Here is a 25844-nt window from a genome sequence, read left to right on the forward strand (position 1 = left end):
AGAAAGGAGGCAACAAAAAATGAAAAAATTCGGGTTGCTTTTAATTGGAGGTATTGCGGCATTAGTGTTGTTATCAAATTTAGGACCCCTGGTAGGATTGGCAGTCAGCCTAACAATACTTTACTTTGTATTTAAACAATTTTTAAAGACTGACTCCATTTGGTTGAAAATTGGTTTAGGTATTTTAGGATTGGTATTGCTGACAGCAGCTGCATCAAATGTACCGGCGATTGTTGGAATTGCTGCTGCCTATATTCTTTATGTGGTTTACAAAAAATGGAATGAAAATAAGAACACAGTAGTGGAAGAAAATGACCCATTTCAAAACTTTGAAAAACAATGGGCACAATTGAATAAATAATAATCAATAAATTTAAATCAAAGAGGAGAGATTACTATGGAAAATTTATTTACTCGTATTAAAAATACAGTGTTAGCTGATATCAATGAAGTGTTGGACCGTAAGGAAACGCAAAATCCGATAAAGTTATTAAATCAATACTTGCGCCAGTGTGAACAAGAAACGGAAAAAGTAAAAAAACTTGTTGAAAGGCAATATTCTTTAAACGAGGAATTCAGCCGCGAATACAATCAAGCTTTGAATATGGCAGAAAAACGCAAACGTCAGGCAGAGATTGCTTTAAAGGCGAATGAAAATGATTTATATCAGTTTGCTATACAAGAAGAACTTCATTATAGTGAACGTGCAGAACGTCTGAAGCAGCTATTGTCTGAAAGCGGGTCGCAGTTGCATGACCTTGAGAAAAAATATGAAGAGATGAAGCATAAGCTAAAAGATATGCAAATTCGCAGAATGGAACTAATGGGACGCGAAAATATAACAAGAGCTAATCAGCAAATTAGCAGAGTAACGGAAGATGAAACTTACTCAAATACAGCATATTCACGTTTTCAAGAAATCGAATCTTATTTAGAGCAGTTAGAAAATAAGGTTTCGAAATCATTTCACCGCCATACGATTGATGCAAGAATAGCTGAGATTGAAAAGAATATGCCGAAAGAAGATTTACTCTCTAAATAACATGAAACATGGTATTCTAGAACTAGGCGTAGTACTCTACGCCTTTTAGCAATTAGTAAGAAAATGCAGCACAGAAGGGAGGAATGGATATGGTATTTAAGGTCGAAAGCACATTTTTAAGTTGGGCTCTATTAATTGGTGCAATTGTTCTTTTTATTGAAGTTGCTTTTTTTAATAGTGGAGTCATATTCTCTCTTCTAGTGGCTGCGGGCATGATTTTTATTGGTCGAAAATGGATGCCAAGATCGATAGGGAAATTGTTCTTCTGGTTCGGAGTAGTATTCTTTTCGATCAGTATTTTTAATATGATGACTTTTAGGTTTCTAATGTTAGCGATCTTAATTCATTTGTTCATTCAATACTTTCAAAATAAGAAGCAGCCAAAGCAGATTAAGCCTGTTATAAAAGAAACTCAAGGATCGGTGACTCCAGAATGCATTCAGAAAAAGCCGATATTAGAAAACATTTTTTATGGAGAACGAAAAACGGATGAACATGTTTATGAATGGAATGATATCAATATTCAAACAGGCATAGGTGATACGAATATAGATTTAAGTTATACAGTTCTGCCAAAGGGAGAAACAATTATTTTTATCCGCAGCTTGGTAGGTAATTTACAAGTATTGGTTCCGTATGATGTAGAAGTCAGTGTAAACCATTCAGTAATTGCCGGGAAGACTAAAATTCTCCAGCTTGAGGGCGAAAAAACCTTTAATCAGAACCTTCAATATCAGACAAAAGGGTATGAAAATGCAGACCAGAAAATAAAGATTCTTACTTCGTTCCTTGTCGGTGATTTAGAGGTGAAGCGGGTATGAATGTCATCCATCGGCAGGTCGTCTGGGGAATGCTAGTCGCTTTCGTTGTCTTCATTTTAGTTACGAGCTCCTTTTTAATCGCGTTTCCACTAAATGGGTGGAAAGAGCTTTGGGATCGAGATTTAATGGATGTTCCCTTTATTCTGTTCGTTCCAAGTGTAAGCTTGGCAGCCGGACTTATTTTTGGTTTTAGCTCAGGGGTATACTGGAGAAAGAGATTTCATTCAATTGACCGTATTCTTCATGAAGTCGAAGAAGGAAGAAGCATAGATTCGCTGGAAATCAATTCTATTGGAGATATGAAGACCATATTAAATAGAATCAATAAAATTCAAAACCAAATGCAGGAACAGGTTAAACTATCTCAAAGGTTAGCTAATCAAAAAGCAGAGGATCAGGAAAATCGCATCCAAGAGATTATTTCACAAGAGCGGAATAGACTGGCAAGAGAACTTCATGATTCGGTGAGCCAACAGCTTTTTGGCGCCTCCATGCTCATGTCTGCTATAAACGAAACAAGGTCATCTGCAGATGAAAGGGAAACGAAACAATTGAAATTAGTGGAGTCGATGATTCATCAGTCCCAGCTTGAGATGCGGGCACTGCTGCTCCATTTGCGGCCTGTTGCATTAAAAGGAAAGTCGCTGCAGGAGGGAATGGAGGAGCTCTTAATCGAACTATCACAAAAGGTGACCATGAAGATCGATTGGAAGGTGGAGGAGTTCTGTCTTGATAAAGGGATAGAAGACCATTTGTTTCGCATTTTACAAGAGTCTGTTTCAAATACATTAAGGCATTCTAAAGCGTCTAATTTAGAGGTTCTGTTAATACAACGTGATGACTTCATTATTTTAAGAGTGGTGGATGATGGAATAGGATTTGATGTGGAAGGCTCTAGGGCAGGTTCCTATGGCATGCAGAACATGTACGAAAGGGCAGTTGAGATTGGAGGAGCTTTTAAAATCGTTAGTGTTAAAGGGAAAGGGACTCGCCTGGAAGTAAAGGTGCCAATTATGAAAAAAGAAGGTGTAGGCAATGATTAAGGTGTTGTTTGTTGATGATCATGAAATGGTTAGAATAGGGGTTTCCTCTTATCTTTCAGCACAGCCGGATATTGAAGTGGTGGGTGAGGCAGATAATGGAGGAACAGCGATTGACTTGGCCCTTGACCTCAGACCAGACATTATTTTAATGGATCTCGTTATGAAGGAAATGGATGGAATCGAATCGACGAAAAGGATTATTGAACAATGGCCGGAGGCAAAAATCATCATCGTTACAAGCTTTCTAGATGATGAAAAGGTGTATCCAGCTTTGGAGGCAGGGGCGACCAGCTATATGCTTAAAACATCAAAGGCCAGTGAAATAGCGGATGCGGTTCGTGCTACCTATGATGGTCAATCTGTTCTAGAGCCTGAAGTAACTGGAAAGATGATGTCAAAAATGCGGCAAAAGAAACAAACATTGCCTCATGAAGAGCTAACCACACGTGAAATGGAAATCCTGCTGTTAATTGCTGAGGGTAAGACAAACCAAGAAATCGCAGATGATTTGTTCATTGCCTTAAAAACAGTAAAAACCCATGTAAGCAATATATTAAGCAAGCTTGAAGTACAAGATCGAACACAGGCTGTCATTTATGCTTTTAAACATTCCTTGGTAAATTAAAGGCTTACTGCCATATCTGCAGTAAGCTTTTTTAATGGAGAACTTCTGACTGCCTTTAGAAAGGTTTGAATGACATTAAGATGACTAAGATGACAATGGCAGTATGTAATATTGAATTATAAGGTGCTAATTCTTTATTGACCTTCTGATACGATTCAGGGATATCCTCCCCTTTATGTGCTTCAATAATTTCTGTCATTTTCTTTACTTTCTTAGGCATAATCCCAGCGACCACAACCTGAACGGCCAAATAAATGATAATTGATGTGATGTACCAGCCTGTAGTAAAAAGATTTGTGTTTAAAATTCCTAGAATAAGTCCTGTCAATAATAAGGCGATCGACCCAACTTTAGCGAATAATTCTACTTTGTGGTTAAGGTCAAGGGCAAATTTGGCCTGAGATGCTGTACTTGGATTTTTCATGATGACAGGCATCGCAAAGCTAGCCCCCAGTCCTGCTACGGCAGCGATAATATGAATAAAAACAATGCTCCCATACAAACTCATTTTGTATCATCCTTCCTAATTTTATATTTTTTACCAGTCTATTATACTAGAACTTTTATACTATTTATATAGTGTTTATATATTTTTTTGAGACTGTAACGAAGAGGAAATTCTCTTAATTTTTTCTGTATATATATCTTTTAAAAATAATCTCCTAACTTGTCTCATATGTTTAAAGAGTGAAAGATTTTTAACGTTAGGAGATGCAGCATGAGCACATTTATGAAAGGGTCATTGCTATTAATAATTGCTTCGTTCTTAGGTGAGTGTGTAGAGTTTGTGATGAATATGGTGTTGGCCAAAGAGCTTGGGGAAAGAGGCCTTGGCTTATATATGTCAATTCTCCCAACCGTGTTCCTGATTGTTCTACTTGCAAGCTTGGAACTTCCTATTTCTATTTCAAAGTTTATTGCTGAAAAGGATGAAAAGTTTCATAGAAGCATGCTCCAGTCTGTATTGCGATTAACGGTCATCATCACATCGGTTGTTCTGTTACTATTTATTCTGATCTTGCCATTTTTGACGATTTTTGAAGATTATCATCCATTGTTTAAATGGTTAGTTGTTGTCTTAATCCCACTTATTACTTTTTCATCGATTGCTAGAGGGTATTTTATGGGGAAACATCAAATGGGGAAAATCGCGACAGCTAACTTAATGAGAAAGATGGTACAGCTCGGACTTCTCGTATTTCTTTTTCAACTGTTTGATTTTGATTCAGAGACGGCAATCATGATTGCTTTCTTTAGTTTTGTAGGCAGTGAGTTTGTAATTTTTCTCTACTTAATTCATATGTACTATATTCAGTATCAGCAATTAAAAGGAAGACCAACAACGGTATATTTAAACGGAAGCACGGTTCGGAAAAATTTAATGGCTGTATCGATTCCAACGACGAGCATAAGGGTGTTTCACTCCTTAACACATGCGGTTCAGCCATTTTTAATAAAAGCAGCACTTCTGAAATCGGGTGTTACGGCAGCAGTTGCAACAGAACAGTTTGGTCTCTTAGCGGGTGTTGCGATGACGATTGGTTTTTTTCCAGCATTTATAGCTCATTCATTGCTAATCGTTTTAATTCCAACTGTCTCGAAAGCTTATGCTCAGCATGACATTGTGAGACTTCAGCATCTTTTAAGACAAGTTATGAGCTTCACTTTTTTATATGGAGTACCGGCAGTCCTAATATTTTACTTTTTTGCAGAACCGTTATCAGGGTTGTTTATTAAATCGTCAACGGGCGCAGGTTATTTGCAGGTATTAGCGCCATATTTTCTTCTTCACTTTTTTACCATTCCTTTTCAGGCCTATTTAATTGGACTCGGCCTATTAAAGGATGCATTTATTCATAATGTCTGGTCAACATTGATTTCATTTGCACTCATTTATATTCTTGGTTCACTACATGAATTTCGCATGGATGGTGTTATCATTGGGATGAACACTGGAGCTGTGCTAGTAACGCTGATGCATTATGTAACGATATGCAAGAAGATTGGCGTTTCCTATTTCTCTTTAAAGAAAACGGCAGATCAACAGATTTAGACAACTGCGAGATAGTTCGAAATTATCGGAATGCGACATTTTTTTGACAAATGTATGTTTTGTTTATAAACTTGGCAAGTTAGTGAATACAACTAGAACTTAAATAAAAGGAGCAGCATCATGGTAGAGAAGTATTGTAAAGATTCTTTTGTTGTTAAAACAAGCCTTGTCTTTCCACCAGATACCAATAGTCATGGAACATTATTTGGCGGAAAGCTAATGGCCTATATTGATGATGTAGCAGCCATTTCAGCGATGAGACATGCGCGGAAACACATTGTTACAGCGTCCTCGGACTCTGTAGATTTCTTGCATCCTATACAGGAAGGGAATTCTGTATGTCTGGAATCATTTGTAACCTATACTGGAACTTCTTCTATGGAAGTGTTTGTACGTGTTATTGCTGAAAACCTCTTAACAGGAGAACGAAATATTTGTGCACTATCGTTCTTAACAATGGTTGCCGTTGATGAAAATGGGAAGCCAGTCGAGGTTCCAAAGGTCATTCCGCAGACAGAAGAGGAAAAAGAACTATATCAGTCTGCAAAAGATCGTGCCGAATTTCGAAAAAAACGTAAGAAAAGAAGCGAGGAATTTGCTCGGAAATTTGGAACGGGCCTCCCGTGGTCAAAACTCTAAAGCAACTGTCCCAATGGAGGGCAGTTTTTTCTTTGTATGCTAGATTTTCGACATATGCTGTGAAAAAATGAAATATTTCCTTGGAAATTCTCTTTATTCCTCGAAAACTGCAAACGGATTTTTATGAATAGATAATTTTGAATTTTACAAAATAATAGTATAATGGGAAGGCAATCTTCGGTTGGTCAATCATCATTTTAGGGGGGAGCTAATTGCGTCCAATTATACTGGGAGTCTTAGCGGCATTCTTTTTTGCGGCGACATTTGTATTAAACAGGGTGATGGAAGTATCAGGTGGGAGTTGGATATGGAGCGCTTCACTCAGATATATTTTTATGATTCCTTTTTTACTCATTATTGTTATTTGGAGGGGCAACTTAAAACAGTTACTAAAGGTAATGAGGGAGAAGCCAGTTGCATGGCTTTCGTGGAGTTTTGTAGGATTTGGCCTTTTCTATGCTCCTTTATGTTTCGCGACCGTATATTCACCAGGATGGCTTGTTGCGGGGACTTGGCAATTTACGATTATAGCGGGATCTTTATTAGCTCCATTTTTTATAGAGACTGTACAGAGCGCAAATGGACCGATTGAGGTAAAAGGGAGGATTCCTCTAAGGGGGCTTCTGTTTTCGTTCATTATTTTATTAGGAATTATTGTCATGCAGCTAGAACATGCTAGTCAGTTATCATCAAGTTCATTATGGCTAGGGATACTTCCGGTGGCTGTGGCATCTTTTGCCTATCCTCTTGGTAATCGTAAAATGATGGTGGTGGTAAAAGGGCGGCTGGATGTTTTTCAACGTGTTTTGGGAATGACCATAGCCAGCATGCCATTTTGGCTATTGTTATCGATCTATGGGCTATCGTCAGTTGGTGTGCCAAGTGTAACCCAAACTTATCAATCTCTTATTGTAGCAATCTCATCTGGAGTTATAGCGACAGTACTATTCTTTATGGCAACCGATATGGTCAAGGATGATATGCAGAAAATGGCTTCTGTGGAAGCGACTCAGTCCGTTGAGGTCTTATTTGCATTGATAGGAGAAATGATATTCTTATCTATAGCGCTTCCGCAGCCTCTTTCTTGGTTTGGAATGATGCTTGTGATCGTGGGGATGATTTTACATAGCTACGCTTCCCATACAGGAGTGAAGAGGAAATTAGAACTGCTGAAAAAAGAAACAGGTATGCATAGGGAAGGATGATGGTAATAGGGAGAGGCATCTCCCTTTACCTGGTACATTATGTACCTTCTGATATTATTTGTTTTTCAGTAAATCGCGAATCTCTACAAGAAGCTCTTCTTTCTTATCTACTTTAGGTGCAGCAGCTGCTACTTCTTCTTTTCGTTTTAATTTATTAAAGAAGCGTACAAATAAGAAGATCGAGAAAGCAATAATTAAGAAGTCTACTACGGTTTGTATGAACATTCCATATTTTAATTCTGCATCTTTTACAGTAATAGCCAGCTTAGAAAAATCGACTCCTCCTAATAAAAGCCCAACTAGCGGCATGATGATGTCATCAACTAGTGAAGATACAATTTTTCCGAATGCTCCTCCGATAATAACCCCAACTGCTAAGTCCAAAACACTGCCTTTCATGGCGAATTTCTTAAATTCATTCCACATAATTCGTTCCTCCTTGAATAATATAAGCAATTATACTATAAATAGTGGTCCTGATTATAATTAATAAACATGAAAGTTCCCCGTTTAGCATGTAGGATAAACTATCGACAATTATGAATGGTTGATTTACAATACAAGATGTATTATTTTTGTGGTGCGCCCGAGAGGTTCATAGCTGAAAACCCTCTATAAAAAACTATGGATTTGATGATGAACATCAACCATGTCTTTATAGGATATGGTTTTTTATTTGTCAAAATGAACTAGTAGCTATTATCTCTTATTTGATGCCACGTTATTTTAGAAGGAGGCATTTAATATGACTGGAAGAAAAGATGAGGAGTTAAAAGGAGTCACCCTTCTGGGGAATCAAGGAACAAAGTATCTATTTGAGTATTCTCCAGATATCCTAGAAGTTTTTGATAATAAGCACCCTAATCGGGATTATTTTGTTAAGTTTAATTGTCCTGAATTTACAAGTCTCTGTCCAATGACGGGGCAGCCAGATTTTGCTGCGATCTATATTAGCTATATCCCTGATCAAAAAATGGTAGAAAGTAAATCGTTAAAGCTGTATCTATTTAGTTTTCGAAATCATGGTGATTTTCACGAAGATTGTATGAATATTATTATGAATGATTTAATCGAAAAAATGGACCCGCGTTATATTGAAGTTTGGGGGAAATTTACCCCAAGAGGCGGAATATCGATTGACCCATATTGTAATTATGGAAAGCCAGGCACGAAATTTGAAAAAATGGCCGAACATCGGTTAATGAACCATGATTTATATCCGGAAAAAATAGATAATCGATGACGTTGAAAGGAGTGCCATGCACTCCTTTTTAATTTTGAACCATAATAATGGTTTTCAACTCGCAATAACATCTGTAAAATAGGACAAGATGAAAAACAGTGTGTGCATTTCTGTTGATTTCTTATTGATATAATTTTTATAAAATTATATAATTTTCTAAAAATAATTATCGGGAAAGGTTATGGTTTATATGAAACATGGAATCAACCAAAAGGACCCGCGTTTTAAGATTGCTCACAGAGAAGCGTGGATAGGTGTTATTCTGGTCATCATCAATTTTGTATGGTGGTATGGGTTCGCTTATGGATTAGGTTCTGACTCTGTTCAAGATTATACATATGTATTCGGTTTACCGGCTTGGTTTTTTTATAGTTGTGTGGGCGGGTTTATTTTAATGGTTGTACTAGTATCATTCGCCGTTAAGTTCTTCTTTAAAGATGTGCCATTTGAAGACGAGGGAGGGGAATCTTAATGAACTGGGCGGTTATATTCCCTTTACTCGTTTTCTTAATTATTATATTCATGATTGGATTCTGGGCAAGTGCTAATTTAAAAGACTCTAACTCTTTTTTACAAGATTATTTTCTTGGAGGGAGAGAGCTAGGCGGTTTTATTCTTGCTATGACGATGACAGCTACATATGGGAGTGCCAGCAGCTTTATCGGCGGACCAGGTGCAGCGTATACACAGGGGCTTGGCTGGGTACTATTGTCAATGGCGCAATTGGCGACAGGATACTTTGTATTAATGATACTCGGCAAGAAGTTTGCGATTGTTACCAGAAAATACAACGCGGTTACATTGGTCGATTTTCTCAAGGAACGCTATGATAGCAAATGGGTTGTGCTGCTATCTGCTTTTAGTATCATTATTTTCCTATTTGCTGCTATGGCTGCCCAATGGGTTGGCGGTGCTAGACTGATTGAATCATTAACGGGATTATCCTATACTGCAGCGCTGTTCATTTTTGCTGCTTCTGTCTTAGTTTACGTTATTATTGGCGGTTTCAGAGCGGTGGCGGTCACTGATGCAGTTCAAGGGACCGTTATGTTCATTGGGACATTCATTCTATTAGTTGCAACGGTCATTGCTGGAGGGGGAATCACCAATTTAATCTCCGATTTAGCTGCTGAAAATCCTAATCTTATTACTCCGTATGGGTTTGATGGCGGATTGACACCTATCTATGTATCATCGTTTTGGATATTAGTAGGTGTTGGTGTTGTAGGTTTGCCGCAAATTACAGTTCGGGCGATGTCTTATAAAAATGCTAAAGCGATGCACAGAGCATTAATAGTAGGAACGATTGTCGTTGGTTTTATTATGCTTGGAATGCATTTAATTGGAGTATTTGCGAGGCCGATTCTACCTGGAATTGAAATTGGAGATACTGTGATGCCGTTGTTGGCAATGGAGGTCCTCCCGCCATGGCTTGCCGGGATAGTACTGGCAGCGCCAATGGCAGCAATCATGTCAACGGTTGATTCTCTCTTGCTCCTAGTTAGCTCGGCTGTTGTTAAAGATGTCTATATTAACTATATTAAGCCTGATGCGAGCAATCAAAGTATTAAAACGATCAGTCTGGGAGTAACAACAATATTGGGGATTCTTGTATTTTTAATGGCTTTAAGCCCGCCTGATTTGATCATTTGGCTGAATTTATTTGCTTTTGGAGGACTGGAAGCTGCCTTTATTTGGCCTGTTGTATTAGGTCTATATTGGCAGGCCGGGAACAAATTTGGTGCTATATCTTCAATGGTGGTCGGGGTAGGATCATATATATTATTCCACAGTTATTATCCAAATCCTTTAGGAATGCATACAGTCGTACTGCCGATACTGCTATCCTTACTAGCGTTTGTCGTCGGCAGCTTATTGACAAAAAGAAAAGTTGAACGGGCACAATTAATGTAAAAGAAAAAAGCAGGGAGAATCTTCCCTGCTTTAAATTATGGTAAATTAAAATGCCCAATCTCCATTTCTAAATATAGGCTCTGATTTTCCATCTGCTGTGATTCCATCAATGTCCATTTGCGCGGAACCAATCATGAAATCAACATGGGTGATGCTTTCGTTTAAGCCGTTTTCTGCCAGTTCTTCACTGGACATTGTTTTACCGCCTTCAATACAGAATGCATAAGCACTTCCAATCGCGAGGTGATTTGATGCATTTTCATCGAATAACGTATTATAGAAAAGAACATTAGATTGTGATATTGGTGAGTTATGAGGAACTAATGCAACTTCCCCAAGATAGTGTGAACCTTCATCCGTTTCCACAAGGCGTTTTAGCATTTCTTCGCCTTCTTCGGCCTTAACATTGACAATTCGCCCATTTTCAAATGTAATTTGGAAGCCATCTATTAAATTTCCACCATAGCTTAATGGTTTAGTACTGGAAACAGTCCCGTTTACACCGGTTTTATGCGGTACAGTAAAGACTTCCTCAGTCGGCATGTTTGCCATGAATTCGGAGCCTTTTTCATTAATGCTGCCGGCTCCAACCCATTGATGTTTCTCAGGAAGCTCAATGGTAAGATCAGTTCCCGGAGCTTTATAATGAAGTTTTTTATAATGCTTTTTGTTTAAGTAATCAACCTTTTCATGCAATGTTTCATCATGCTTTTTCCATGCTTGGATTGGATCGTCTTGATCAACACGGGTAGCTTTAAAGATAGCCTCCCATAGCTTTTCAACACTTGTTTCTGGAGTCTCATTAGGAAAGACTTTATTAGCCCAGCTTTGTGAAGGTGCAGCAATGACCGTCCAGCTGACTTTGTCTGATTGAATGTACTTCCGATATGTATGCAGTGCCTTTCCTGCTGCTTTTTGGAAGTTGGAAATTCGCTCAGGGTCAACGCCTTTGAGAAGATCCGGACTTGAAGAGACGATAGACATAAAAGCAGCTCCTTTTTCAGCAAGCTCTTCTGTCTCTTTTGCCCTCCACATCGGATATTCTTGAAAAGCCTCTGCTGGAGCTAAATCGTACTTGGTACGTGAAACGATGTCATCATTCCAATTTACAACAACGTTAAAAGCTCCTGCTTCGTATGCTTTTTTAACCACTAGACGGACAAATTCAGCTGAATCAATCGCAGCATTGATCACCAAGGTTTGTCCCTGTTGCAAATTGACGCCCACCTTAACGGCAAGCTCAGCGTATTTTTCTAGGTTTTTCTGAAAATCGTTCATTTAATCTTCATCTCTCTTTCCAGAAATTTTGTTTTTTCTATGTATGAACAATATCATCAGCGGGGGAGGCCCTCACTGATGATTTTATTAGCTTATTCGCCTAAATCGACGTTATGATAAACTTGTTGAACATCCTCTAAATCTTCTAATGCGTCAATCATTTTTTCAAACTGTTCCCTAGCATCTTCAGGTAATGAAACTTCGTTCTGCGCCAGCATGGACAGTTCAGCAACAGTAAATTCGATAATTCCAGCACCCTTAAATGCTTCCTGTACAGCATGGAATTGATCTGGTTCAGCGTATACAATGACAGAATCCTCTTCTTGGGTAATGTCACGTACATCTACGTCAGCTTCCATTAATAGCTCAAGAACTTCTTCTTCTGTTTTTCCTTCAATTCCAATAACAGCCGTTTTATCGAACATATAGGCTACTGATCCGCTGACTCCCATGTTTCCGCCATTTTTACCAAATGCTGCACGAACTTCTGAAGCGGTACGGTTGACGTTATTCGTTAGGGCATCAACGATAACCATTGATCCGCTTGGACCGAATCCTTCATAACGAAGCTCATCATAGCTTTCATCTGATCCGCCTTTAGCTTTCTCAATAGCTCGATCAATTATATGTCTAGGAACATTGTATGTTTTTGCACGTTCTAGTACGAATCTTAATGCTTGATTCAATTCTGGATCCGGCTCACCTTGTCTTGCTACTACATAAATCTCACGGCCAAACTTTGCATAAATACGACTAGTATTTGCATCTTTTGCCGCCTTCTTGTCTTTAATATTATTCCATTTACGACCCATATATAACATCTCACTTTCAACTAATGTCTCGATGTGAAACAAGCTGTTTCTCCATTCATAAAAATGATGAGACTTCTTCACTAGCATATTATACCTCATTTCCATTATGTACAAAATATCAGCTAATAAAAAAACCAAACCTTGTTTAAGGTTTGGTCAGGAAGGACGTATGTTTTGAATAAGTTCACGCTGCCATGTGTTATCCTGTTAAAGGAAACTTATCAACTCTGTATGATATATTAAGATAAGTGTGTATTGAAAGGGTGTATTAATAGTGAAAAAATGCGTTGTAATAGCTGAAAAACCATCTGTTGCACGAGATATCGCTCGGGTACTGAAGTGTGGTAAAAAAGGTAATGGTTTTTTAGAAGGAGATAAATATATTGTCACTTGGGCGTTAGGGCATTTAGTTACGCTTGCTGACCCGGAATTGTATGATCAAAAATATAAAACTTGGAATATTGAAGATTTACCGATGCTTCCAAATGAGTTGAAGCTTGTTGTCATTAAACAGACTAGTAAGCAATTTCATGCTGTGAAAAGCCAGCTGCAACGCTCTGATGTCGGGGAGATTGTTATCGCAACGGATAGCGGCCGCGAGGGGGAGCTGGTTGCACGATGGATTCTTAATAAGGCAAAGGTTAATAAACCTATAAAACGCCTGTGGATATCTTCAGTTACAGATAAAGCAATTAAAGATGGCTTTGCAAAATTGAGGCCGGGAAAAGCTTATGAGAATTTGTATGAATCTGCTGTTGCGCGCTCCGAAGCAGATTGGTATATCGGTCTGAATGCGACACGTGCATTAACAACCCGCTTTAATGCACAGCTAAACTGTGGCCGTGTTCAAACTCCGACTGTTGCGATTATTGCATCACGGGAGGACGAAATAAAAAACTTCAAACCACAGACCTATTATGGAATAGAAGCACAAACATCAAGTAATTTAAAGTTAACTTGGCAGGATGCAAAAGGAAATAGCCGCAGCTTTGATAAAGAGAAGTTGGATGAGATTGTGAAAAAACTAGGTAAACAAAATGCCGTTGTAACAGAAATTGAGAAAAAATCAAAGAAGTCTTTTTCTCCGGGGCTTTATGATTTAACAGAGCTGCAACGGGATGCTAATAAAATCTTTGGATACTCTGCAAAGGAAACGTTAAACATTATGCAAAAACTGTACGAACAGCATAAAGTGTTAACGTATCCTCGGACTGACTCGCGCTATCTTTCTTCAGATATTGTTGGAACACTTCCGGAAAGATTGAGAGCATGTGGTGTTGGAGAATATAGACCATTAACGAATAAGATTTTAAGCAAGCAGATAAAAGTTTCGAAAGCATTTGTTGATGACAGCAAAGTATCAGATCACCATGCGATTATTCCGACTGAAGGTTATGTGAATTTTTCTGCTTTCACTGATAAAGAAAGGAAAATTTATGACTTGGTTGTAAAACGATTCTTAGCTGTTTTATTCCCTGCATTCGAATATGAGCAATTGACGCTTCGTGCAAAAATTGGCAGTGAGAACTTTGTTGCAAGGGGAAAAACGATCCTAGCGAATGGTTGGAAAGAGGTATACGAAAATCGTTATGAGGACGAGGATGGAGCTGATGACTTAAAGGAGCAAATCTTACCTCGTATTGAAAAAGACGATATATTAAACGTTAAACTTATTCTGCAAACATCTGGTCAAACCAATCCACCTGCCCGTTTTAATGAGGCTACATTACTTTCGGCAATGGAAAACCCTACGAAGTATATGGAGACAAAAAATAAACAGCTGGCAGAAACATTAAAATCCACTGGTGGATTAGGAACGGTAGCTACACGTGCTGATATTATCGATAAGCTGTTTAATTCATTTTTAATTGAAAAGCGTGGAAAAGATATTCACCTTACTTCTAAAGGACGTCAATTGCTTGATTTAGTGCCTGAAGAACTAAAATCTCCTTTACTGACAGCAGAGTGGGAACAAAAGCTTGATCAAATTGCTCATGGAAAGCTGAAAAAAGACGTATTTATCAGCGAAATGAAAAAGTATACAAAAGAAATTGTGGCTGAAATAAAAGCGAGTAATAAAAAGTATAAGCACGACAATATCTCTACAAAAAGTTGTCCAGACTGTGGGAAACCAATGCTCGAGGTAAATGGGAAAAAGGGTAAAATGCTTGTATGCCAAGATCGGGAATGCGGCCATCGTAAGAATGTTTCACGAGTCACTAATGCGCGCTGCCCACAATGCCATAAAAAAATGGAGCTTCGAGGAGAAGGGAAAGGACAAATCTTCGCTTGTAAATGCGGGTACCGTGAGAAATTATCAGCTTTTGAGGCGCGACGTAAAAAATCTGGCGGTAAAGTTGATAAACGTACAGTGCAGAAGTATCTGAAAAACCAAAACAAGGAAGAAGAGCCAATTAATACAGCTTTAGCAGATGCTTTGAAGAATTTGAAATTGAAGTAAGGCGTAGTGGTAAAGAATAATGTTTCATAAAAAAATTAGCCTTTATATACAAGTTTGCACAAAATCTTGTATATAAGGCTTTTTCTATAATAGACGAGTAAATTGACCACCCATCTCCTTTTGCTTTAGTTCGTATCCTTCACATACACTGCTGTACCAGTTGCAATACACATCATCATTCCATCTCTAAGTGTTTCAAAATCCAGGTCAACACCAACGACAGCGTTTGCACCCAAGCGTCGTGCTTTTTCTTCCATTTCTTTAATGGCGATTTCGCGCCCTTCTGACAGCTTGTTCTCGTAAGCACTGCTGCGCCCGCCAATAATATCTGTGACACTGGCTAAAAAGTCCCGAACGACATTTGCACCCATAATGGCTTCACCAGTAACAATACCTAAGTACCGTTCAATTTGTTTTCCTTCCAATGAGGGAGTGGTAGTTACTAACATAGGAAAATTCCTCCTTTTTATTTTCTTAGTTTTAATTACGTGTGGGATAGAGGAAAGTTTCAATTATTATTTAATGTGAGCATAGAAAAAGGCCAGCCATCATTTTGAGGCGGCTGGCCTAATAAGGTTTATTCAATATCCGTTTCTTCTACACGATTTTTGAATGCTTCTTGGACAACGATAAACTCTTCATCTCCAATGGCATCCCTTGATTTTCTTTCCACGAGAGTATCTTCAGGAAGATTTCCTGGATGCCCTTTACGCTTATGATTAAATTCTTTGCCACGACCCATATAAGGCAGACTCCTTTCATTGATAAAACTATATTCACCTTGTATTATTTCCGAATGCATCACTTGTATGTAATGGTATTTCAAAGAGATATGGACATACTAAAAGACCAAGGAGAAAAATCTCCTTGGCTCAGCTGGTTTTAATTTTTTGCGCAGAGGCAGCTGTTTCTTCTACATAACGAGCAATTGTCTTATTGTCTTCATTTAATGATTCCACTGTGGCGTTCATTTCTTCTAAACCAGCGGTAGCTTCTTCAATCACGGCAGCCAGTTCTTTTGTGGAGGACTCCACTTCCAATGAATGAGACATGACATCTCCAACAGTATTTTTAAATTCACTGAATTGAATATCTAGATTTTCCAAAATACTCCCTACTTCATGGAAAACTCCTGAGACGCTTTCAGCAGTTTGAATGCTTTCTGTTAATTTATTACTGCTTTCATTCATTTGCGTATAAGCCGATGAATTTGTGGTGTTTACCTCTGTTAAGTTGACAGTTATTTGTTTAGCTGTCTCTTTTGTCATTTCTGCTAATTTGCGGATCTCGTTTGCGACAACAGAAAAACCCTTTCCCGCTTCACCAGCACGTGCTGCTTCAATAGACGCATTTAAGGCTAAAAGATTGGTTTGTTCAGTAATCTTTTGAATGTTTGTTATAAAACCATTTGTTTCCTCAATTTTTTTCGTCAAGCTTGCAAAAGTAATTCCTAAATTCTTAATAGATTCAGCAAGTTCTTTCATGTCAAGCTGGAGGTCATTCACCTTATGTAAGCCATTCCTTGATGAGTGAGCTGCGGCAGCTGTTTCAGTAGAAAGCTTAATGGATGCTTCGTCAATTTGCTCCATCATCGCTTTAGTTGATTGGGTGTTCTCAGCAATATGGTTAATTTGTTCAGTTTGCACTTGGCTGCCTGCAGAAATTTCTGAAATTGCAGACTTCATTTCTGTTTGGGATACTAAGTGGTTTTGCACCTGATTGTTTATCATGTTAAGGCTATCGGTGATGACGGAAACTTCCTTTTGCAAGAATTGATTATATGCGGTCTTTTCATCTTGCTGTTTCTCGGCGGTTGTTAGAAAGTCTTCCAGTGATTGAAACTGTTTGCTGCTAAGTTTGATCAAAACAAAGAGGACAACACCGATTAGGAGATAAACCAATATTGCGGCTGAATATATCTCTTGTAGTAATACCTCGGAATCAGCAGCAAATACATTACTTAGGATTAGACAGAGAAAACCGAGAAGGTAACCTATTAAGTATAATTTCATATCAAAGTGAATTGCTGAAAATACGGATAAAAAAATGATAACTAGTAAAAAAGCACTGGTACCACCATATAATACTAAGTTAATAAAATTGAGTACTGAAATCATCAAGATTGAAGCATATGGAAAAACCTTTTCTTTTTTTAATATAATATGAAACAAAAAGAATAACCCTATGAAGAGCAGGAGTTGTACGAAATAAAGAGCCGCTTTTTCCATCCATCCTAAACCAAAAGCTGTAAAAACAGCTGTACTTAATAGTGATATAGAATAAGTTGACAACATTAATACATTCTTTTTTCTCATGTCATTAAGCCTTAATTCTGCAATGCCATCCATAAATATCATCCCCATTATAATCTCATAGCATTATTATAGCGGAAAAATATGTAAATACGCAATACCTGAATATTAGAAAATTCTCATTTTTTTGTAAAACTGTTTTTTACTTACTAAATGATAGAGAAAATACCATGATTAAATTATTCTCTATGCTAAATAATATAGGAATTTAGTCGAAATAAATAAGAGAGATAGGTAATTTAATAGGAATAAAAGACTAGGGTATTACCAAAATAGAGATAGGTGGGCACATATGGACAAAACATCATTAATAGGAATTATTGTAGCGTTGATTGGAGTAGGAGTTGGGATGGTTTTTAAAGGAGTCAGCCCTGCTGTTCTGATCAATCCAGCAGCGATCTTTATCATTATATTAGGAACAATCGGTACTGTTACGATAGCTTTTCCAACAAATGAAATCAAAAACGTTCCAAAGTTATTTGGGATTTTATTTAAGGAAAAACAGGAAATGAGTATGCCTGTTTTAATTAAAATGTTCTCCGATTGGGCACAGTTGGCCCGAAAAGAAGGGTTATTAGCACTTGAGGCAAAGACAGGTGATGTAGAAGATGATTTTTTACGTAATGGATTATCTTTAGCTGTTGATGGACAAAGTGCAGATTATATTCGTGATGTTTTGTCAGAGGAAGTCGAGGCAATGGAAGAACGTCATCAAACAGGGGCGTTGATTTTTACTCAGGCAGGGACATATGCTCCTACATTAGGAGTGCTTGGAGCGGTTGTCGGGCTGATTGCGGCTTTAGGAGATATGAGTGATGTTGATGCTTTAGGACATGCCATTAGTGCGGCGTTTGTTGCGACATTACTTGGGATATTTACGGGATATGCACTTTGGCATCCATTTGCAAACAAGTTAAAAAGAAAATCAAAACAAGAAGCAAAGTTGAAATATATGATGATTGAAGGGATTCTATCCATTCTAGAGGGGGAAGCACCGCGAGTGATTGAGCAAAAACTAGCGTCTTATTTGCCTGCTGGTGAAAGGAAAAAGTTCCTTGAAGAAAGTGGAGTGAATTCGGATGAGTAGGCGGAAAAAGAAGAAACATCATGAGGAAGAAGTAGGAGAAGCATGGCTGTTGCCTTATGCTGATATATTGACTTTATTACTGGCTCTTTTTATCGTTTTGTTCTCGATGAGTTCAATAGATGCTGCGAAATTTGCAGCGATGTCGGCAGCCTTTAGTGAAAATCTTTCAGGAGGGACGGGAATTTTGAACTTTCCTAGTCCGACACAAGAAAATGGGGAATTATCTCCAGATGAACAAGAAAAGCGAGAAAAAGAGGAAAATGAGGTTAATGATCAAGTGGCGGCTGAAAAAGTAGAGAAGCTAGAACTTCAAACTATCCAACAGAAAGTAAACACTTATATACAAACAGAGAATCTTGGCGACATGTTAGAAACATCCTTGACTGATGAAGGGCTGTTATTGACGATTCGCGATAATGTGCTGTTTGCATCAGGAAGTGCCGATGTGAGGCCGCAAGATCTGCAAGTAGCAAATGAAATATCGGAACTGCTTGTTATGGACCCGCCAAGAAATATTATTATTAGCGGGCATACTGATAATGTTCCGATTAGCAATCCAAGGTTTGAATCAAACTGGGAGCTAAGTGTGATGAGAGCGATCAATTTCATGAAAATTATTTTAAAAAATGAAAACTTAGACCCAAGTTGGTTTAGTGCCAAGGGTTTCGGTGAATTTGAGCCAATAGCATCCAATGATTCAGAAGAAGGAAGAAGTAAAAATCGACGTGTTGAAGTTTTGATACTGCCAAGAAGTTCAAACTAAAAATGGAGTTACGGATAAAGTGAGTAAAGTTAAGGAAATAATTGCATTTTTACGGATATAGTTTAAAAAGTTACGGATAAAACCAATTTCTTACGGAAATAGTCCAAAAAGTTACGGATATCCCAAGCTGTCTGCTGACAACACAGATTTTCACAAGCCGGCCCTATAGGGTTGGCTTTATTTAGAATATTGAGTCCAATAGTTTTCTAAAATCCTTCATTTCTTGGCACAGCATTTGCATATGTATTAAGGGAGTGATCAACAAAAAGAAATGCTAGGGGGATGAAGTAATGGTACAACCATATCAGCATGAGCCATTTACAAATTTTAAGGTTGAAGAAAACCGTCAAGCGTTTTTAGAGGGAGTTAAAACGGTAGAAGGTTATTTAGGCCAGGATTATCCTTTAGTAATTGGCGGAAAGCGTGTTTCAACAGAAGATAAAATTGTATCAACGAATCCTTCCAATAAAGTAGAAGTGGTGGGCCGTGTTTCGAAAGCGAATAAAGAACTTGCAGAAGTAGCTATGCAAGCAGCTGTAGAAGCGTTTAAAACATGGAGAAAAACAAAACCAGAGGTTCGTGCAGATGTATTATTTAAAGCAGCAGCGATTGTTCGCCGCCGCAAGCATGAATTTTCTGCATTATTAATGAAAGAAGCAGGAAAACCTTGGAATGAGGCTGATGCAGATACAGCAGAAGCGATTGATTTCATGGAATTCTACGCACGACAAATGTTAAGAATAAAAGACGGTGTGAGAGTAGAGAGCCGTCCTAACGAATATAACCGTTATGATTACATTCCGCTTGGAGTGGGTGTGGTCATATCGCCATGGAACTTTGCTTTTGCTATTATGGCTGGTACAACGGTAGCGGCAATTGTATCAGGAAACCCCGTACTATTAAAACCAGCTTCAACGACGCCTATTGTTGCTGCGAAGTTTGTGGAAGTAATGGAGGAAGCAGGTCTGCCTAAAGGTGTTCTGAATTTCGTTCCAGGAAGCGGTGCGGAAGTTGGAGATTACCTGGTGGACCATAAGGATACACGCTTTATTTCATTCACTGGTTCTCGGGATGTAGGTTTGCGTATATTCGAACGTGCTGCAAAATTAAATAAAGGTCAAATTTGGCTGAAGCGTGTCATTGCTGAAATGGGTGGAAAAGACACTATTGTTGTTGATAAAGAAGCTGATTTAGAGTTAGCCGCTCAATCCATAGTTTCATCAGCTTTTGGATTCTCAGGACAAAAATGTTCTGCGTGTTCACGTGCTGTAATATTAGAAGACGTATATGACCAAGTATTAAACCGTGTGGTAGAATTAACGAAAGAGTTAACGGTAGGGGACCCTGCTGATCAAAGTAATTTCATGGGTCCGGTTATCGACCAAAATGCGTTTGACAAAATTATGAGCTATATTGAAATCGGAAAGCAAGAAGGAAAGCTCATGGCAGGAGGAACTGGTGACAATTCAAAAGGATTCTTCATTCAGCCAACCGTATTTGCTGACCTGGATTCAGAAGCGCGCATCATGCAGGAAGAAATATTTGGTCCGGTGGTTGGTTTTACAAAAGCGAAAGACTTTGACCATGCAATCGAAATTGCAAACAACACAGAATATGGTTTAACAGGTGCTGTTATCACAAAAAATCGTGAGAATATGGAAAAGGCGCGAGAAGACTTCCATGTTGGCAACCTTTACTTTAACCGCGGCTGTACAGGTGCGATTGTAGGTTATCAGCCATTTGGCGGATTTAACATGTCCGGAACTGACTCGAAAGCAGGTGGACCTGATTACCTGCTGCTGCACATGCAAGCAAAAACAACTTCAGAAATGTTTTAATCAGGAGAGGTTGATAAATCATATCAATAAATAAGAAGGTAATGGGTTTCCGGTTGAGGATGTTGCTCCTTCGGAAACCCATTTCTATAATATGATGATTTACAGAATTAGATGGTAATATTTTGATGGGAGGAAATGAGAGTATGGTAGAAGGAAAGGTTGATTCTCAATCATTAATAGCACAAACGGAAAAGTATGGTGCTCATAATTATCACCCGCTGCCTATAGTCATCTCAAAAGCAGAGGGAGTTTGGGTTGAAGATCCTGAAGGCAATAAATATATGGATATGTTAAGTGCATATTCAGCAGTAAACCAAGGGCATCGCCATCCTAAAATTATTAAAGCATTGAAAGAGCAAGCGGATCGTGTGACATTAACTTCGCGTGCATTCCACAATGACCAGCTTGGGCCTTGGTATGAAATGATGTGCGAATTGACTAAGAAAGAAATGGTTCTTCCTATGAATACAGGTGCAGAAGCAGTTGAAACCGCTATCAAAGCAGCGCGCCGCTGGGCCTATGATGTAAAAGGTGTGAAGGAGAACCAAGCTGAAATCATTGCATGCATTGGAAATTTTCATGGTCGTACAATGGGAGCTGTCTCACTTTCTTCGGATGAAGAATATAAGCGCGGATTTGGTCCGATGCTGCCAGGAATCAAACTTATCCCTTATGGTGATTTAGAAGCATTGAAAAATGCCATATCAGAAAATACAGCAGCTTTTTTGATTGAACCAATTCAAGGTGAAGCTGGTATTATTATTCCTCCTGATGGTTATTTAAAGAATGCTTATGAAGAATGCAAGAAACAGAATGTCCTTTTTATTGCTGACGAAATTCAAGCTGGACTAGCTCGCACTGGTAAAATGTTTGCGTGTGAATGGGAAGATGTAAATCCGGATATGTACATTTTAGGGAAAGCGCTAGGAGGAGGGGTATTCCCAATTTCTTGTGTTGTTGCTGATAAAGATATCCTTGGTGTATTTAACCCGGGTTCACATGGGTCAACTTTTGGTGGTAATCCCATGGCCTGTGCCGTTTCTATAGCGGCTATAAACGTTATTGTTAAAGAAAAACTGGCTGAGCGATCTCTAGAGCTAGGTCAATATTTTCTCAATAAATTAAAAAAAATGAAAAATCCTGCCATTAAAGCAATACGCGGCCGGGGCTTATTCATTGGAGTCGAGCTGACAGAACCAGCACGAAAATATTGTGAAGCATTAAAAAAAGAAGGTCTGCTATGCAAAGAAACACATGAGACAGTTATTCGGTTTGCGCCCCCACTAGTGATTTCCCAAGAAGAATTAGACTGGGCAATCGAGCGCATTAAAAAGGTCTTAAACTAATGTTAGAGTTCCATTTAGAAAAAAGTTCCTTGGAGATAGTTATTCCAAGGAATTTTTATTTTGGGAATAGAAAGCGATTACATTATTCTTTACTTTTTTCTGGCTTACACATCCGGTCTAAGGCGAATCCAAATAAAATGATACTGGCAATTGGAATACTGAAATTAACAATATGGAAAAATGTCATGATTATTCATCCTTTCCATCGTAGAAATAGTATTTATATAAATTATACGATAGTTTTGATAATTTAGACAAATATATTTCACATAATATTCAAAATTACATATTGACATAAAAAAATAGTTTCTTCTTGTTCTGATGACTCCATCATAGAATTGTTTTGACCATTTTGTTGCTGCATTACTTTAAAAACATGATTCTTTAGGAATGAAAAGATTAAATAATCATAAAATTATGATAAATGAAGAGAGCTGATGGATATGAAAGAAAAACGTTAATTTCTGCTGAAAAACAAAGAATTTTCTATGTTTCTCTTTTGAATAAAAAGAACTATACTTTAATAAATTCTATATAAAGAACAAAATAAATCTTATATGAAACGAAAATAGAAACAAATGCCCACTTTATGAGAAGAAGGTGATTCAAATGTATCGGAAAAACTGTCAAAACTGCAACAGACCATCCTACAGTAGTTCAGAGTTTGGTGAATGGATTTGTCCAGTATGCGGAAAAGATTTAACCACTTACCCATTTTTTGATGCTATTACATTTGAACGACTCCAAGTGAAATCAAAATTCAATCATAAAAAGATAGAAAACTATGAAAAAAAGTTCCTATTTTTTTATTAAGGACCATAGTACCAGAATATAGAAAAACTTAAAAGATACTTTCCGACAAAAAGCGGTAAAGGGAAATCGTAGTATGCTGTACCTGATGCATTTAGATTATTGTATGGTGAAGAGGGTATGTAGAATTTTGGAGACGGTTGTAGAAATAAAATAGTAAAAAAACAATTACATATGACAAATACTAACATTTTTATATGTTTAGAAGAGTTAAACTGAATTTGGGAAGAAATAATTTAATTATGGACGATGTAAGGGCAAACCTATTGAAAGGTAGGGACGCAAAGTCTCGGGTCTAAGGTAATCCTTTTGTACTATGATGGCTGGGCTGCAATAATCCGTTCCGTTTATTTAGGGGGAAAGTATGTGATTGAGACAAGAGAGATTATCTCTGGATTAGACATTGAATGGATAAAATTAATCTTGGAAGCTAAGAAAATAGGACTAGAGAAGGAAGATATACGAGAGTATATAGAGAAAAACCGTACAAACAACCGTGCTAGCATGTGAAATAAATGAATTAGTTAGTAGAACGCTTCAATATTCGCTGAACAAAGCGAATATTTCCAAACCTCCAATTCTGATTAACCTCTAAATCTAATATTCTATAATCCCAGTGGCGGGATAATAAAAACATCTTTTAATGCTCAGTTCCTTTCATCTGAATTGGTGATGCGTCCAAAAAAAGATATTCAAAAATAAAACCTGTTTCCTTTATTGAACAGGTTTTATTTACTTATTTGTTTTGATTTATTCTCCATTTGTTAAACTCAAGGTACTCTCGGAACTGCTCTTTTGAAACTCCAGATTCCATTGCTTCTTTTACAATCTTTAACCATTCAGAGTCAAGCTCATTATCATCGAGATGTTCATGAATCAAGCTATCTACTGGGACATGCAAGACTGCTGCGATTTTTTCAAGAAACTGAATCGAAGGGTTACTCTGTAAATTTCTCTCGAGGGAGCTCAAATACGATTTTGCTACTCCGGCTTGTTCCGCGAGTTCTGAAAGCGACATCTTTTTTTCCATGCGGAGTTTTTTTACGCGATCACCTATCATTCAAGTCTCACACACCTTATCATCTGTATAAAGCTATAATATCAGATTTTTGTAAGCAGTTCCATACTAAGAACTTATATGCAATACTTTTTTATTTTATAATAACTTTTTTATATATAGAAAAGGCAGCTGCTAAAATCGTTAATACAATAAAATATTTTCAATGTCGTTTTAAAAGTATTAAAATGAACTTAGCTACTTTAGGAGGGGTAAAACATGATTGTTCTGAAATCACCAAGGGAAATAGAGAAAATGAAGAAAGCAGGAGAACTGCTGGCTTCTGTTCATAAAGAAATTGCGAAAATGATTACCCCGGGCATTACCACCTGGGAAATTGAAGAGTTTGTGGACAGTTATTTAAAGCAGCATGGAGCAACTCCTGAGCAAAAAGGCTATAAAGGTTATAAGTATGCAACTTGTGCAAGCGTGAATGATGAAATTTGCCATGGTTTCCCACGAAAGGAACCCCTTAAACAAGGTGATATTGTCACGATTGATATGGTTGTTAACCTCGATGGAGCTTTGGCAGATTCAGCTTGGAGTTATCCTGTGGGAACTGTTACGGAGGAAACTTCAAGACTGTTAGATGTAACCAAAGAGGCTCTATATAAGGGAATAGAACAAGCAAAGGTTGGAAATCGTATTGGTGATATTGGATACGCAATCCAAACCTATGTAGAAGAGGAAGGCTTCTCAGTTGTACGCGACTTCATTGGTCATGGTATAGGAGCTTCCATTCATGAAAAACCTGACGTGCCTCATTACGGACTTCCGGGAAAAGGACCAAGAATTAAAGAAGGTATGGTCTTCACAATTGAACCAATGGTGAATGTAGGAGCTTACCAAAAGAAAATGGATTCAAACGGATGGACAGCTCGAACGGTAGACGGTAAATATTCAGCTCAGTACGAGCATACGATTGCTATAACAAAAGAAGGACCCATTATTTTAACAAGCCAAGAAGATAATGAAAGACAGTCGGTGTAATCGACTGTCTCATTTAATGAGTAATTGTAATTCAATGAAACATGCCGCTAGCTTTGAAATGATGATAAATGATTAAGATTGCTTTCTTAGGTTCCCAAGTTCTTCAGCTAGCGCCTGCATTTCATTTGGACTGAAAGAGTTTTTCTTCATGACAAGATCGTAAATTTCTTTTAACTCCTCGTACATTTCTTCGTCAAAATGAGAAGGTTTGATTGCCCCTAAGTTCAATACTTTTAACTTTTCCTTGATTTTTTCTATCATGTATTCAACATTTTCAACAGATTTTACAGATAAGTTCATTTTTTCATTCCTTTCCTAGATCAATAGAATTCATTGCTCTACTCTTACTATATGTTCTGCATTTCATTTAAATATATCATCTTTATCGTTAACATTAAATAGTACAAAAAAAATCCAGCCTCTAGGAAGCTGGATTTTCTCGAAAAAATAACTCTGTCTTAGCGTATGTGAAAAATCCCATGCGTGGGAAAACTGTCATAAATAG

Annotated in this window: 27 protein-coding genes and 1 riboswitch; of the genes, 18 read left to right on the forward strand and 9 right to left on the reverse strand. The window is 37.8% G+C overall.

Annotated features, from left to right (window positions below; all coding sequences use genetic code 11):
• Positions 1-19 precede the first annotated feature (19 nt).
• From CZ487_RS03600 to CZ487_RS03620, 5 genes are all read left to right on the forward strand, one after another.
• Positions 20-361, forward strand: coding sequence for a lmo0954 family membrane protein (locus CZ487_RS03600; RefSeq protein ID WP_077210855.1), 342 nt, complete (start codon positions 20-22; stop codon positions 359-361).
• A 36-nt stretch (positions 362-397) separates the two neighbouring features.
• Positions 398-1042 carry a PspA/IM30 family protein gene (locus CZ487_RS03605; RefSeq protein ID WP_077210856.1) on the forward strand — a complete coding sequence of 215 codons (645 nt, stop codon included), beginning with the start codon at positions 398-400 and terminating at the stop codon, positions 1040-1042.
• Positions 1043-1131: 89 nt separating this feature from the next.
• Positions 1132-1863 (forward strand): cell wall-active antibiotics response protein LiaF, encoded by a 732-nt coding sequence (gene liaF, locus CZ487_RS03610; protein ID WP_077210857.1) that lies wholly within the window; start codon positions 1132-1134, stop codon positions 1861-1863.
• Positions 1860-2906, forward strand: coding sequence for a sensor histidine kinase (locus tag CZ487_RS03615; protein WP_077210858.1), 1047 nt, complete (start codon positions 1860-1862; stop codon positions 2904-2906). Before liaF ends, CZ487_RS03615 begins: the two co-directional genes overlap by 4 nt.
• Positions 2899-3531, forward strand: a complete 633-nt coding sequence (locus tag CZ487_RS03620) for a response regulator (protein WP_077210859.1) — start codon at positions 2899-2901, stop codon at positions 3529-3531. The genes CZ487_RS03615 and CZ487_RS03620 overlap by 8 nt, the downstream gene beginning before the upstream one ends.
• A gap of 55 nt (positions 3532-3586) precedes the next feature.
• On the opposite strand, the gene CZ487_RS03625 is transcribed toward CZ487_RS03620, so the two are convergent.
• Positions 3587-4039 (reverse strand): DUF2269 family protein, encoded by a 453-nt coding sequence (locus tag CZ487_RS03625; RefSeq protein WP_077210860.1) that lies wholly within the window; start codon positions 4037-4039, stop codon positions 3587-3589.
• 210 nt (positions 4040-4249) lie between these two features.
• Between CZ487_RS03625 and CZ487_RS03630 the strand changes: the two genes are divergently transcribed.
• The 3 genes from CZ487_RS03630 (at position 4250) to CZ487_RS03640 (ending at position 7428) form a co-directional block, all read left to right on the forward strand.
• The gene (locus CZ487_RS03630; RefSeq protein WP_077210861.1) at positions 4250-5584 is read left to right on the forward strand and encodes a polysaccharide biosynthesis protein; all 1335 of its coding nucleotides are present in this window, start codon (positions 4250-4252) and stop codon (positions 5582-5584) included.
• Positions 5585-5704: 120 nt separating this feature from the next.
• Positions 5705-6223 carry an acyl-CoA thioesterase gene (locus CZ487_RS03635; protein ID WP_077210862.1) on the forward strand — a complete coding sequence of 173 codons (519 nt, stop codon included), beginning with the start codon at positions 5705-5707 and terminating at the stop codon, positions 6221-6223.
• A gap of 212 nt (positions 6224-6435) precedes the next feature.
• Positions 6436-7428 carry a DMT family transporter gene (locus CZ487_RS03640; protein ID WP_077210863.1) on the forward strand — a complete coding sequence of 331 codons (993 nt, stop codon included), beginning with the start codon at positions 6436-6438 and terminating at the stop codon, positions 7426-7428.
• 54 nt (positions 7429-7482) lie between these two features.
• Here CZ487_RS03640 and mscL read toward each other — a convergent pair whose 3' ends face one another.
• A complete protein-coding gene (mscL, locus tag CZ487_RS03645; protein WP_077210864.1) occupies positions 7483-7854 on the reverse strand; it encodes a large conductance mechanosensitive channel protein MscL in 372 nt (123 codons plus the stop codon).
• A gap of 319 nt (positions 7855-8173) precedes the next feature.
• Between mscL and queF the strand changes: the two genes are divergently transcribed.
• The 3 genes from queF to panF all read left to right on the forward strand — a co-directional run bounded on the left by queF (position 8174) and on the right by panF (position 10585).
• Positions 8174-8671, forward strand: coding sequence for a preQ(1) synthase (queF, locus tag CZ487_RS03650; protein ID WP_077210865.1), 498 nt, complete (start codon positions 8174-8176; stop codon positions 8669-8671).
• A 190-nt stretch (positions 8672-8861) separates the two neighbouring features.
• Positions 8862-9143 (forward strand): YhdT family protein, encoded by a 282-nt coding sequence (locus CZ487_RS03655; RefSeq protein ID WP_077210866.1) that lies wholly within the window; start codon positions 8862-8864, stop codon positions 9141-9143.
• Positions 9143-10585 (forward strand): sodium/pantothenate symporter, encoded by a 1443-nt coding sequence (panF, locus tag CZ487_RS03660; protein ID WP_077210867.1) that lies wholly within the window; start codon positions 9143-9145, stop codon positions 10583-10585. Before CZ487_RS03655 ends, panF begins: the two co-directional genes overlap by 1 nt.
• Positions 10586-10630: 45 nt before the next feature.
• On the opposite strand, the gene CZ487_RS03665 is transcribed toward panF, so the two are convergent.
• Both CZ487_RS03665 and CZ487_RS03670 read right to left on the reverse strand, forming a co-directional pair.
• On the reverse strand, positions 10631-11863 hold the full coding sequence (locus tag CZ487_RS03665; RefSeq protein WP_077210868.1) for an aminopeptidase: 1233 nt from the start codon (positions 11861-11863) through the stop codon (positions 10631-10633).
• A gap of 92 nt (positions 11864-11955) precedes the next feature.
• Positions 11956-12675 carry a YebC/PmpR family DNA-binding transcriptional regulator gene (locus CZ487_RS03670; RefSeq protein ID WP_077211844.1) on the reverse strand — a complete coding sequence of 240 codons (720 nt, stop codon included), beginning with the start codon at positions 12673-12675 and terminating at the stop codon, positions 11956-11958.
• 274 nt (positions 12676-12949) lie between these two features.
• Between CZ487_RS03670 and CZ487_RS03675 the strand changes: the two genes are divergently transcribed.
• The gene (locus CZ487_RS03675) at positions 12950-15136 is read left to right on the forward strand and encodes a DNA topoisomerase III (RefSeq protein WP_077210869.1); all 2187 of its coding nucleotides are present in this window, start codon (positions 12950-12952) and stop codon (positions 15134-15136) included.
• Between the two features lie 125 nt (positions 15137-15261).
• Here CZ487_RS03675 and CZ487_RS03680 read toward each other — a convergent pair whose 3' ends face one another.
• The 3 genes from CZ487_RS03680 to CZ487_RS03685 all read right to left on the reverse strand — a co-directional run bounded on the left by CZ487_RS03680 (position 15262) and on the right by CZ487_RS03685 (position 17484).
• Positions 15262-15585: a YbjQ family protein gene (locus CZ487_RS03680; protein WP_077210870.1), complete on the reverse strand. Its 324-nt coding sequence runs from the start codon at positions 15583-15585 to the stop codon at positions 15262-15264.
• Between the two features lie 128 nt (positions 15586-15713).
• Positions 15714-15878, reverse strand: a complete 165-nt coding sequence (locus CZ487_RS27025; protein WP_202617780.1) for a hypothetical protein — start codon at positions 15876-15878, stop codon at positions 15714-15716.
• Between the two features lie 130 nt (positions 15879-16008).
• Positions 16009-17484 carry a methyl-accepting chemotaxis protein gene (locus CZ487_RS03685; RefSeq protein ID WP_077210871.1) on the reverse strand — a complete coding sequence of 492 codons (1476 nt, stop codon included), beginning with the start codon at positions 17482-17484 and terminating at the stop codon, positions 16009-16011.
• A gap of 256 nt (positions 17485-17740) precedes the next feature.
• Between CZ487_RS03685 and motA the strand changes: the two genes are divergently transcribed.
• From motA to CZ487_RS03710, 5 genes are all read left to right on the forward strand, one after another.
• Positions 17741-18535, forward strand: a complete 795-nt coding sequence (motA, locus tag CZ487_RS03690) for a flagellar motor stator protein MotA (RefSeq protein ID WP_077210872.1) — start codon at positions 17741-17743, stop codon at positions 18533-18535.
• Positions 18528-19298, forward strand: a complete 771-nt coding sequence (motB, locus tag CZ487_RS03695; RefSeq protein ID WP_077210873.1) for a flagellar motor protein MotB — start codon at positions 18528-18530, stop codon at positions 19296-19298. Before motA ends, motB begins: the two co-directional genes overlap by 8 nt.
• Positions 19299-19588: 290 nt before the next feature.
• Positions 19589-21136 carry an L-glutamate gamma-semialdehyde dehydrogenase gene (pruA, locus tag CZ487_RS03700; protein WP_077210874.1) on the forward strand — a complete coding sequence of 516 codons (1548 nt, stop codon included), beginning with the start codon at positions 19589-19591 and terminating at the stop codon, positions 21134-21136.
• A 143-nt stretch (positions 21137-21279) separates the two neighbouring features.
• Complete coding sequence (locus tag CZ487_RS03705; protein ID WP_077210875.1) at positions 21280-22482, forward strand: ornithine--oxo-acid transaminase; 1203 nt, start codon at positions 21280-21282, stop codon at positions 22480-22482.
• Between the two features lie 1056 nt (positions 22483-23538).
• Positions 23539-23628: riboswitch (cyclic di-GMP riboswitch) on the forward strand.
• Positions 23629-23658: 30 nt separating this feature from the next.
• Positions 23659-23802 carry an anti-repressor SinI family protein gene (locus CZ487_RS03710; RefSeq protein ID WP_077210876.1) on the forward strand — a complete coding sequence of 48 codons (144 nt, stop codon included), beginning with the start codon at positions 23659-23661 and terminating at the stop codon, positions 23800-23802.
• A gap of 226 nt (positions 23803-24028) precedes the next feature.
• On the opposite strand, the gene CZ487_RS03715 is transcribed toward CZ487_RS03710, so the two are convergent.
• A complete protein-coding gene (locus tag CZ487_RS03715) occupies positions 24029-24352 on the reverse strand; it encodes a helix-turn-helix domain-containing protein (RefSeq protein WP_077210877.1) in 324 nt (107 codons plus the stop codon).
• 216 nt (positions 24353-24568) lie between these two features.
• Between CZ487_RS03715 and map the strand changes: the two genes are divergently transcribed.
• The gene (map, locus tag CZ487_RS03720; RefSeq protein ID WP_077210878.1) at positions 24569-25339 is read left to right on the forward strand and encodes a type I methionyl aminopeptidase; all 771 of its coding nucleotides are present in this window, start codon (positions 24569-24571) and stop codon (positions 25337-25339) included.
• A gap of 72 nt (positions 25340-25411) precedes the next feature.
• Here map and CZ487_RS03725 read toward each other — a convergent pair whose 3' ends face one another.
• Positions 25412-25639, reverse strand: coding sequence for a DUF1128 domain-containing protein (locus CZ487_RS03725; RefSeq protein ID WP_077210879.1), 228 nt, complete (start codon positions 25637-25639; stop codon positions 25412-25414).
• Positions 25640-25844: the final 205 nt, after the last annotated feature.

Source organism: Robertmurraya dakarensis, assembly GCF_900156875.1.
Classification (GTDB): domain Bacteria; phylum Bacillota; class Bacilli; order Bacillales; family Cytobacillaceae; genus Robertmurraya; species Robertmurraya dakarensis.

Excerpts from the sequence above, each read along its gene's own strand:
- CZ487_RS03630 (WP_077210861.1), top strand. The coding sequence starts at position 4,250 with ATGAGCACATTTATGAAAGGGTCATTGCTATTAATAATTGCTTCGTTC.
- CZ487_RS03620 (WP_077210859.1), top strand. The coding sequence starts at position 2,899 with ATGATTAAGGTGTTGTTTGTTGATGATCATGAAATGGTTAGAATAGGG.
- motA (WP_077210872.1), top strand. The coding sequence starts at position 17,741 with ATGGACAAAACATCATTAATAGGAATTATTGTAGCGTTGATTGGAGTA.
- mscL (WP_077210864.1), bottom strand. The coding sequence starts at position 7,854 with ATGTGGAATGAATTTAAGAAATTCGCCATGAAAGGCAGTGTTTTGGAC.
- CZ487_RS03600 (WP_077210855.1), top strand. The coding sequence starts at position 20 with ATGAAAAAATTCGGGTTGCTTTTAATTGGAGGTATTGCGGCATTAGTG.
- panF (WP_077210867.1), top strand. The coding sequence starts at position 9,143 with ATGAACTGGGCGGTTATATTCCCTTTACTCGTTTTCTTAATTATTATA.
- pruA (WP_077210874.1), top strand. The coding sequence starts at position 19,589 with ATGGTACAACCATATCAGCATGAGCCATTTACAAATTTTAAGGTTGAA.
- liaF (WP_077210857.1), top strand. The coding sequence starts at position 1,132 with ATGGTATTTAAGGTCGAAAGCACATTTTTAAGTTGGGCTCTATTAATT.
- queF (WP_077210865.1), top strand. The coding sequence starts at position 8,174 with ATGACTGGAAGAAAAGATGAGGAGTTAAAAGGAGTCACCCTTCTGGGG.
- CZ487_RS03615 (WP_077210858.1), top strand. The coding sequence starts at position 1,860 with ATGAATGTCATCCATCGGCAGGTCGTCTGGGGAATGCTAGTCGCTTTC.
- CZ487_RS03635 (WP_077210862.1), top strand. The coding sequence starts at position 5,705 with ATGGTAGAGAAGTATTGTAAAGATTCTTTTGTTGTTAAAACAAGCCTT.
- CZ487_RS27025 (WP_202617780.1), bottom strand. The coding sequence starts at position 15,878 with ATGGGTCGTGGCAAAGAATTTAATCATAAGCGTAAAGGGCATCCAGGA.
- map (WP_077210878.1), top strand. The coding sequence starts at position 24,569 with ATGATTGTTCTGAAATCACCAAGGGAAATAGAGAAAATGAAGAAAGCA.
- CZ487_RS03680 (WP_077210870.1), bottom strand. The coding sequence starts at position 15,585 with ATGTTAGTAACTACCACTCCCTCATTGGAAGGAAAACAAATTGAACGG.
- CZ487_RS03655 (WP_077210866.1), top strand. The coding sequence starts at position 8,862 with ATGAAACATGGAATCAACCAAAAGGACCCGCGTTTTAAGATTGCTCAC.
- CZ487_RS03625 (WP_077210860.1), bottom strand. The coding sequence starts at position 4,039 with ATGAGTTTGTATGGGAGCATTGTTTTTATTCATATTATCGCTGCCGTA.
- CZ487_RS03605 (WP_077210856.1), top strand. The coding sequence starts at position 398 with ATGGAAAATTTATTTACTCGTATTAAAAATACAGTGTTAGCTGATATC.
- CZ487_RS03665 (WP_077210868.1), bottom strand. The coding sequence starts at position 11,863 with ATGAACGATTTTCAGAAAAACCTAGAAAAATACGCTGAGCTTGCCGTT.
- CZ487_RS03670 (WP_077211844.1), bottom strand. The coding sequence starts at position 12,675 with ATGGGTCGTAAATGGAATAATATTAAAGACAAGAAGGCGGCAAAAGAT.
- CZ487_RS03705 (WP_077210875.1), top strand. The coding sequence starts at position 21,280 with ATGGTAGAAGGAAAGGTTGATTCTCAATCATTAATAGCACAAACGGAA.
- CZ487_RS03725 (WP_077210879.1), bottom strand. The coding sequence starts at position 25,639 with ATGAACTTATCTGTAAAATCTGTTGAAAATGTTGAATACATGATAGAA.
- CZ487_RS03685 (WP_077210871.1), bottom strand. The coding sequence starts at position 17,484 with ATGGATGGCATTGCAGAATTAAGGCTTAATGACATGAGAAAAAAGAAT.
- CZ487_RS03715 (WP_077210877.1), bottom strand. The coding sequence starts at position 24,352 with ATGATAGGTGATCGCGTAAAAAAACTCCGCATGGAAAAAAAGATGTCG.
- motB (WP_077210873.1), top strand. The coding sequence starts at position 18,528 with ATGAGTAGGCGGAAAAAGAAGAAACATCATGAGGAAGAAGTAGGAGAA.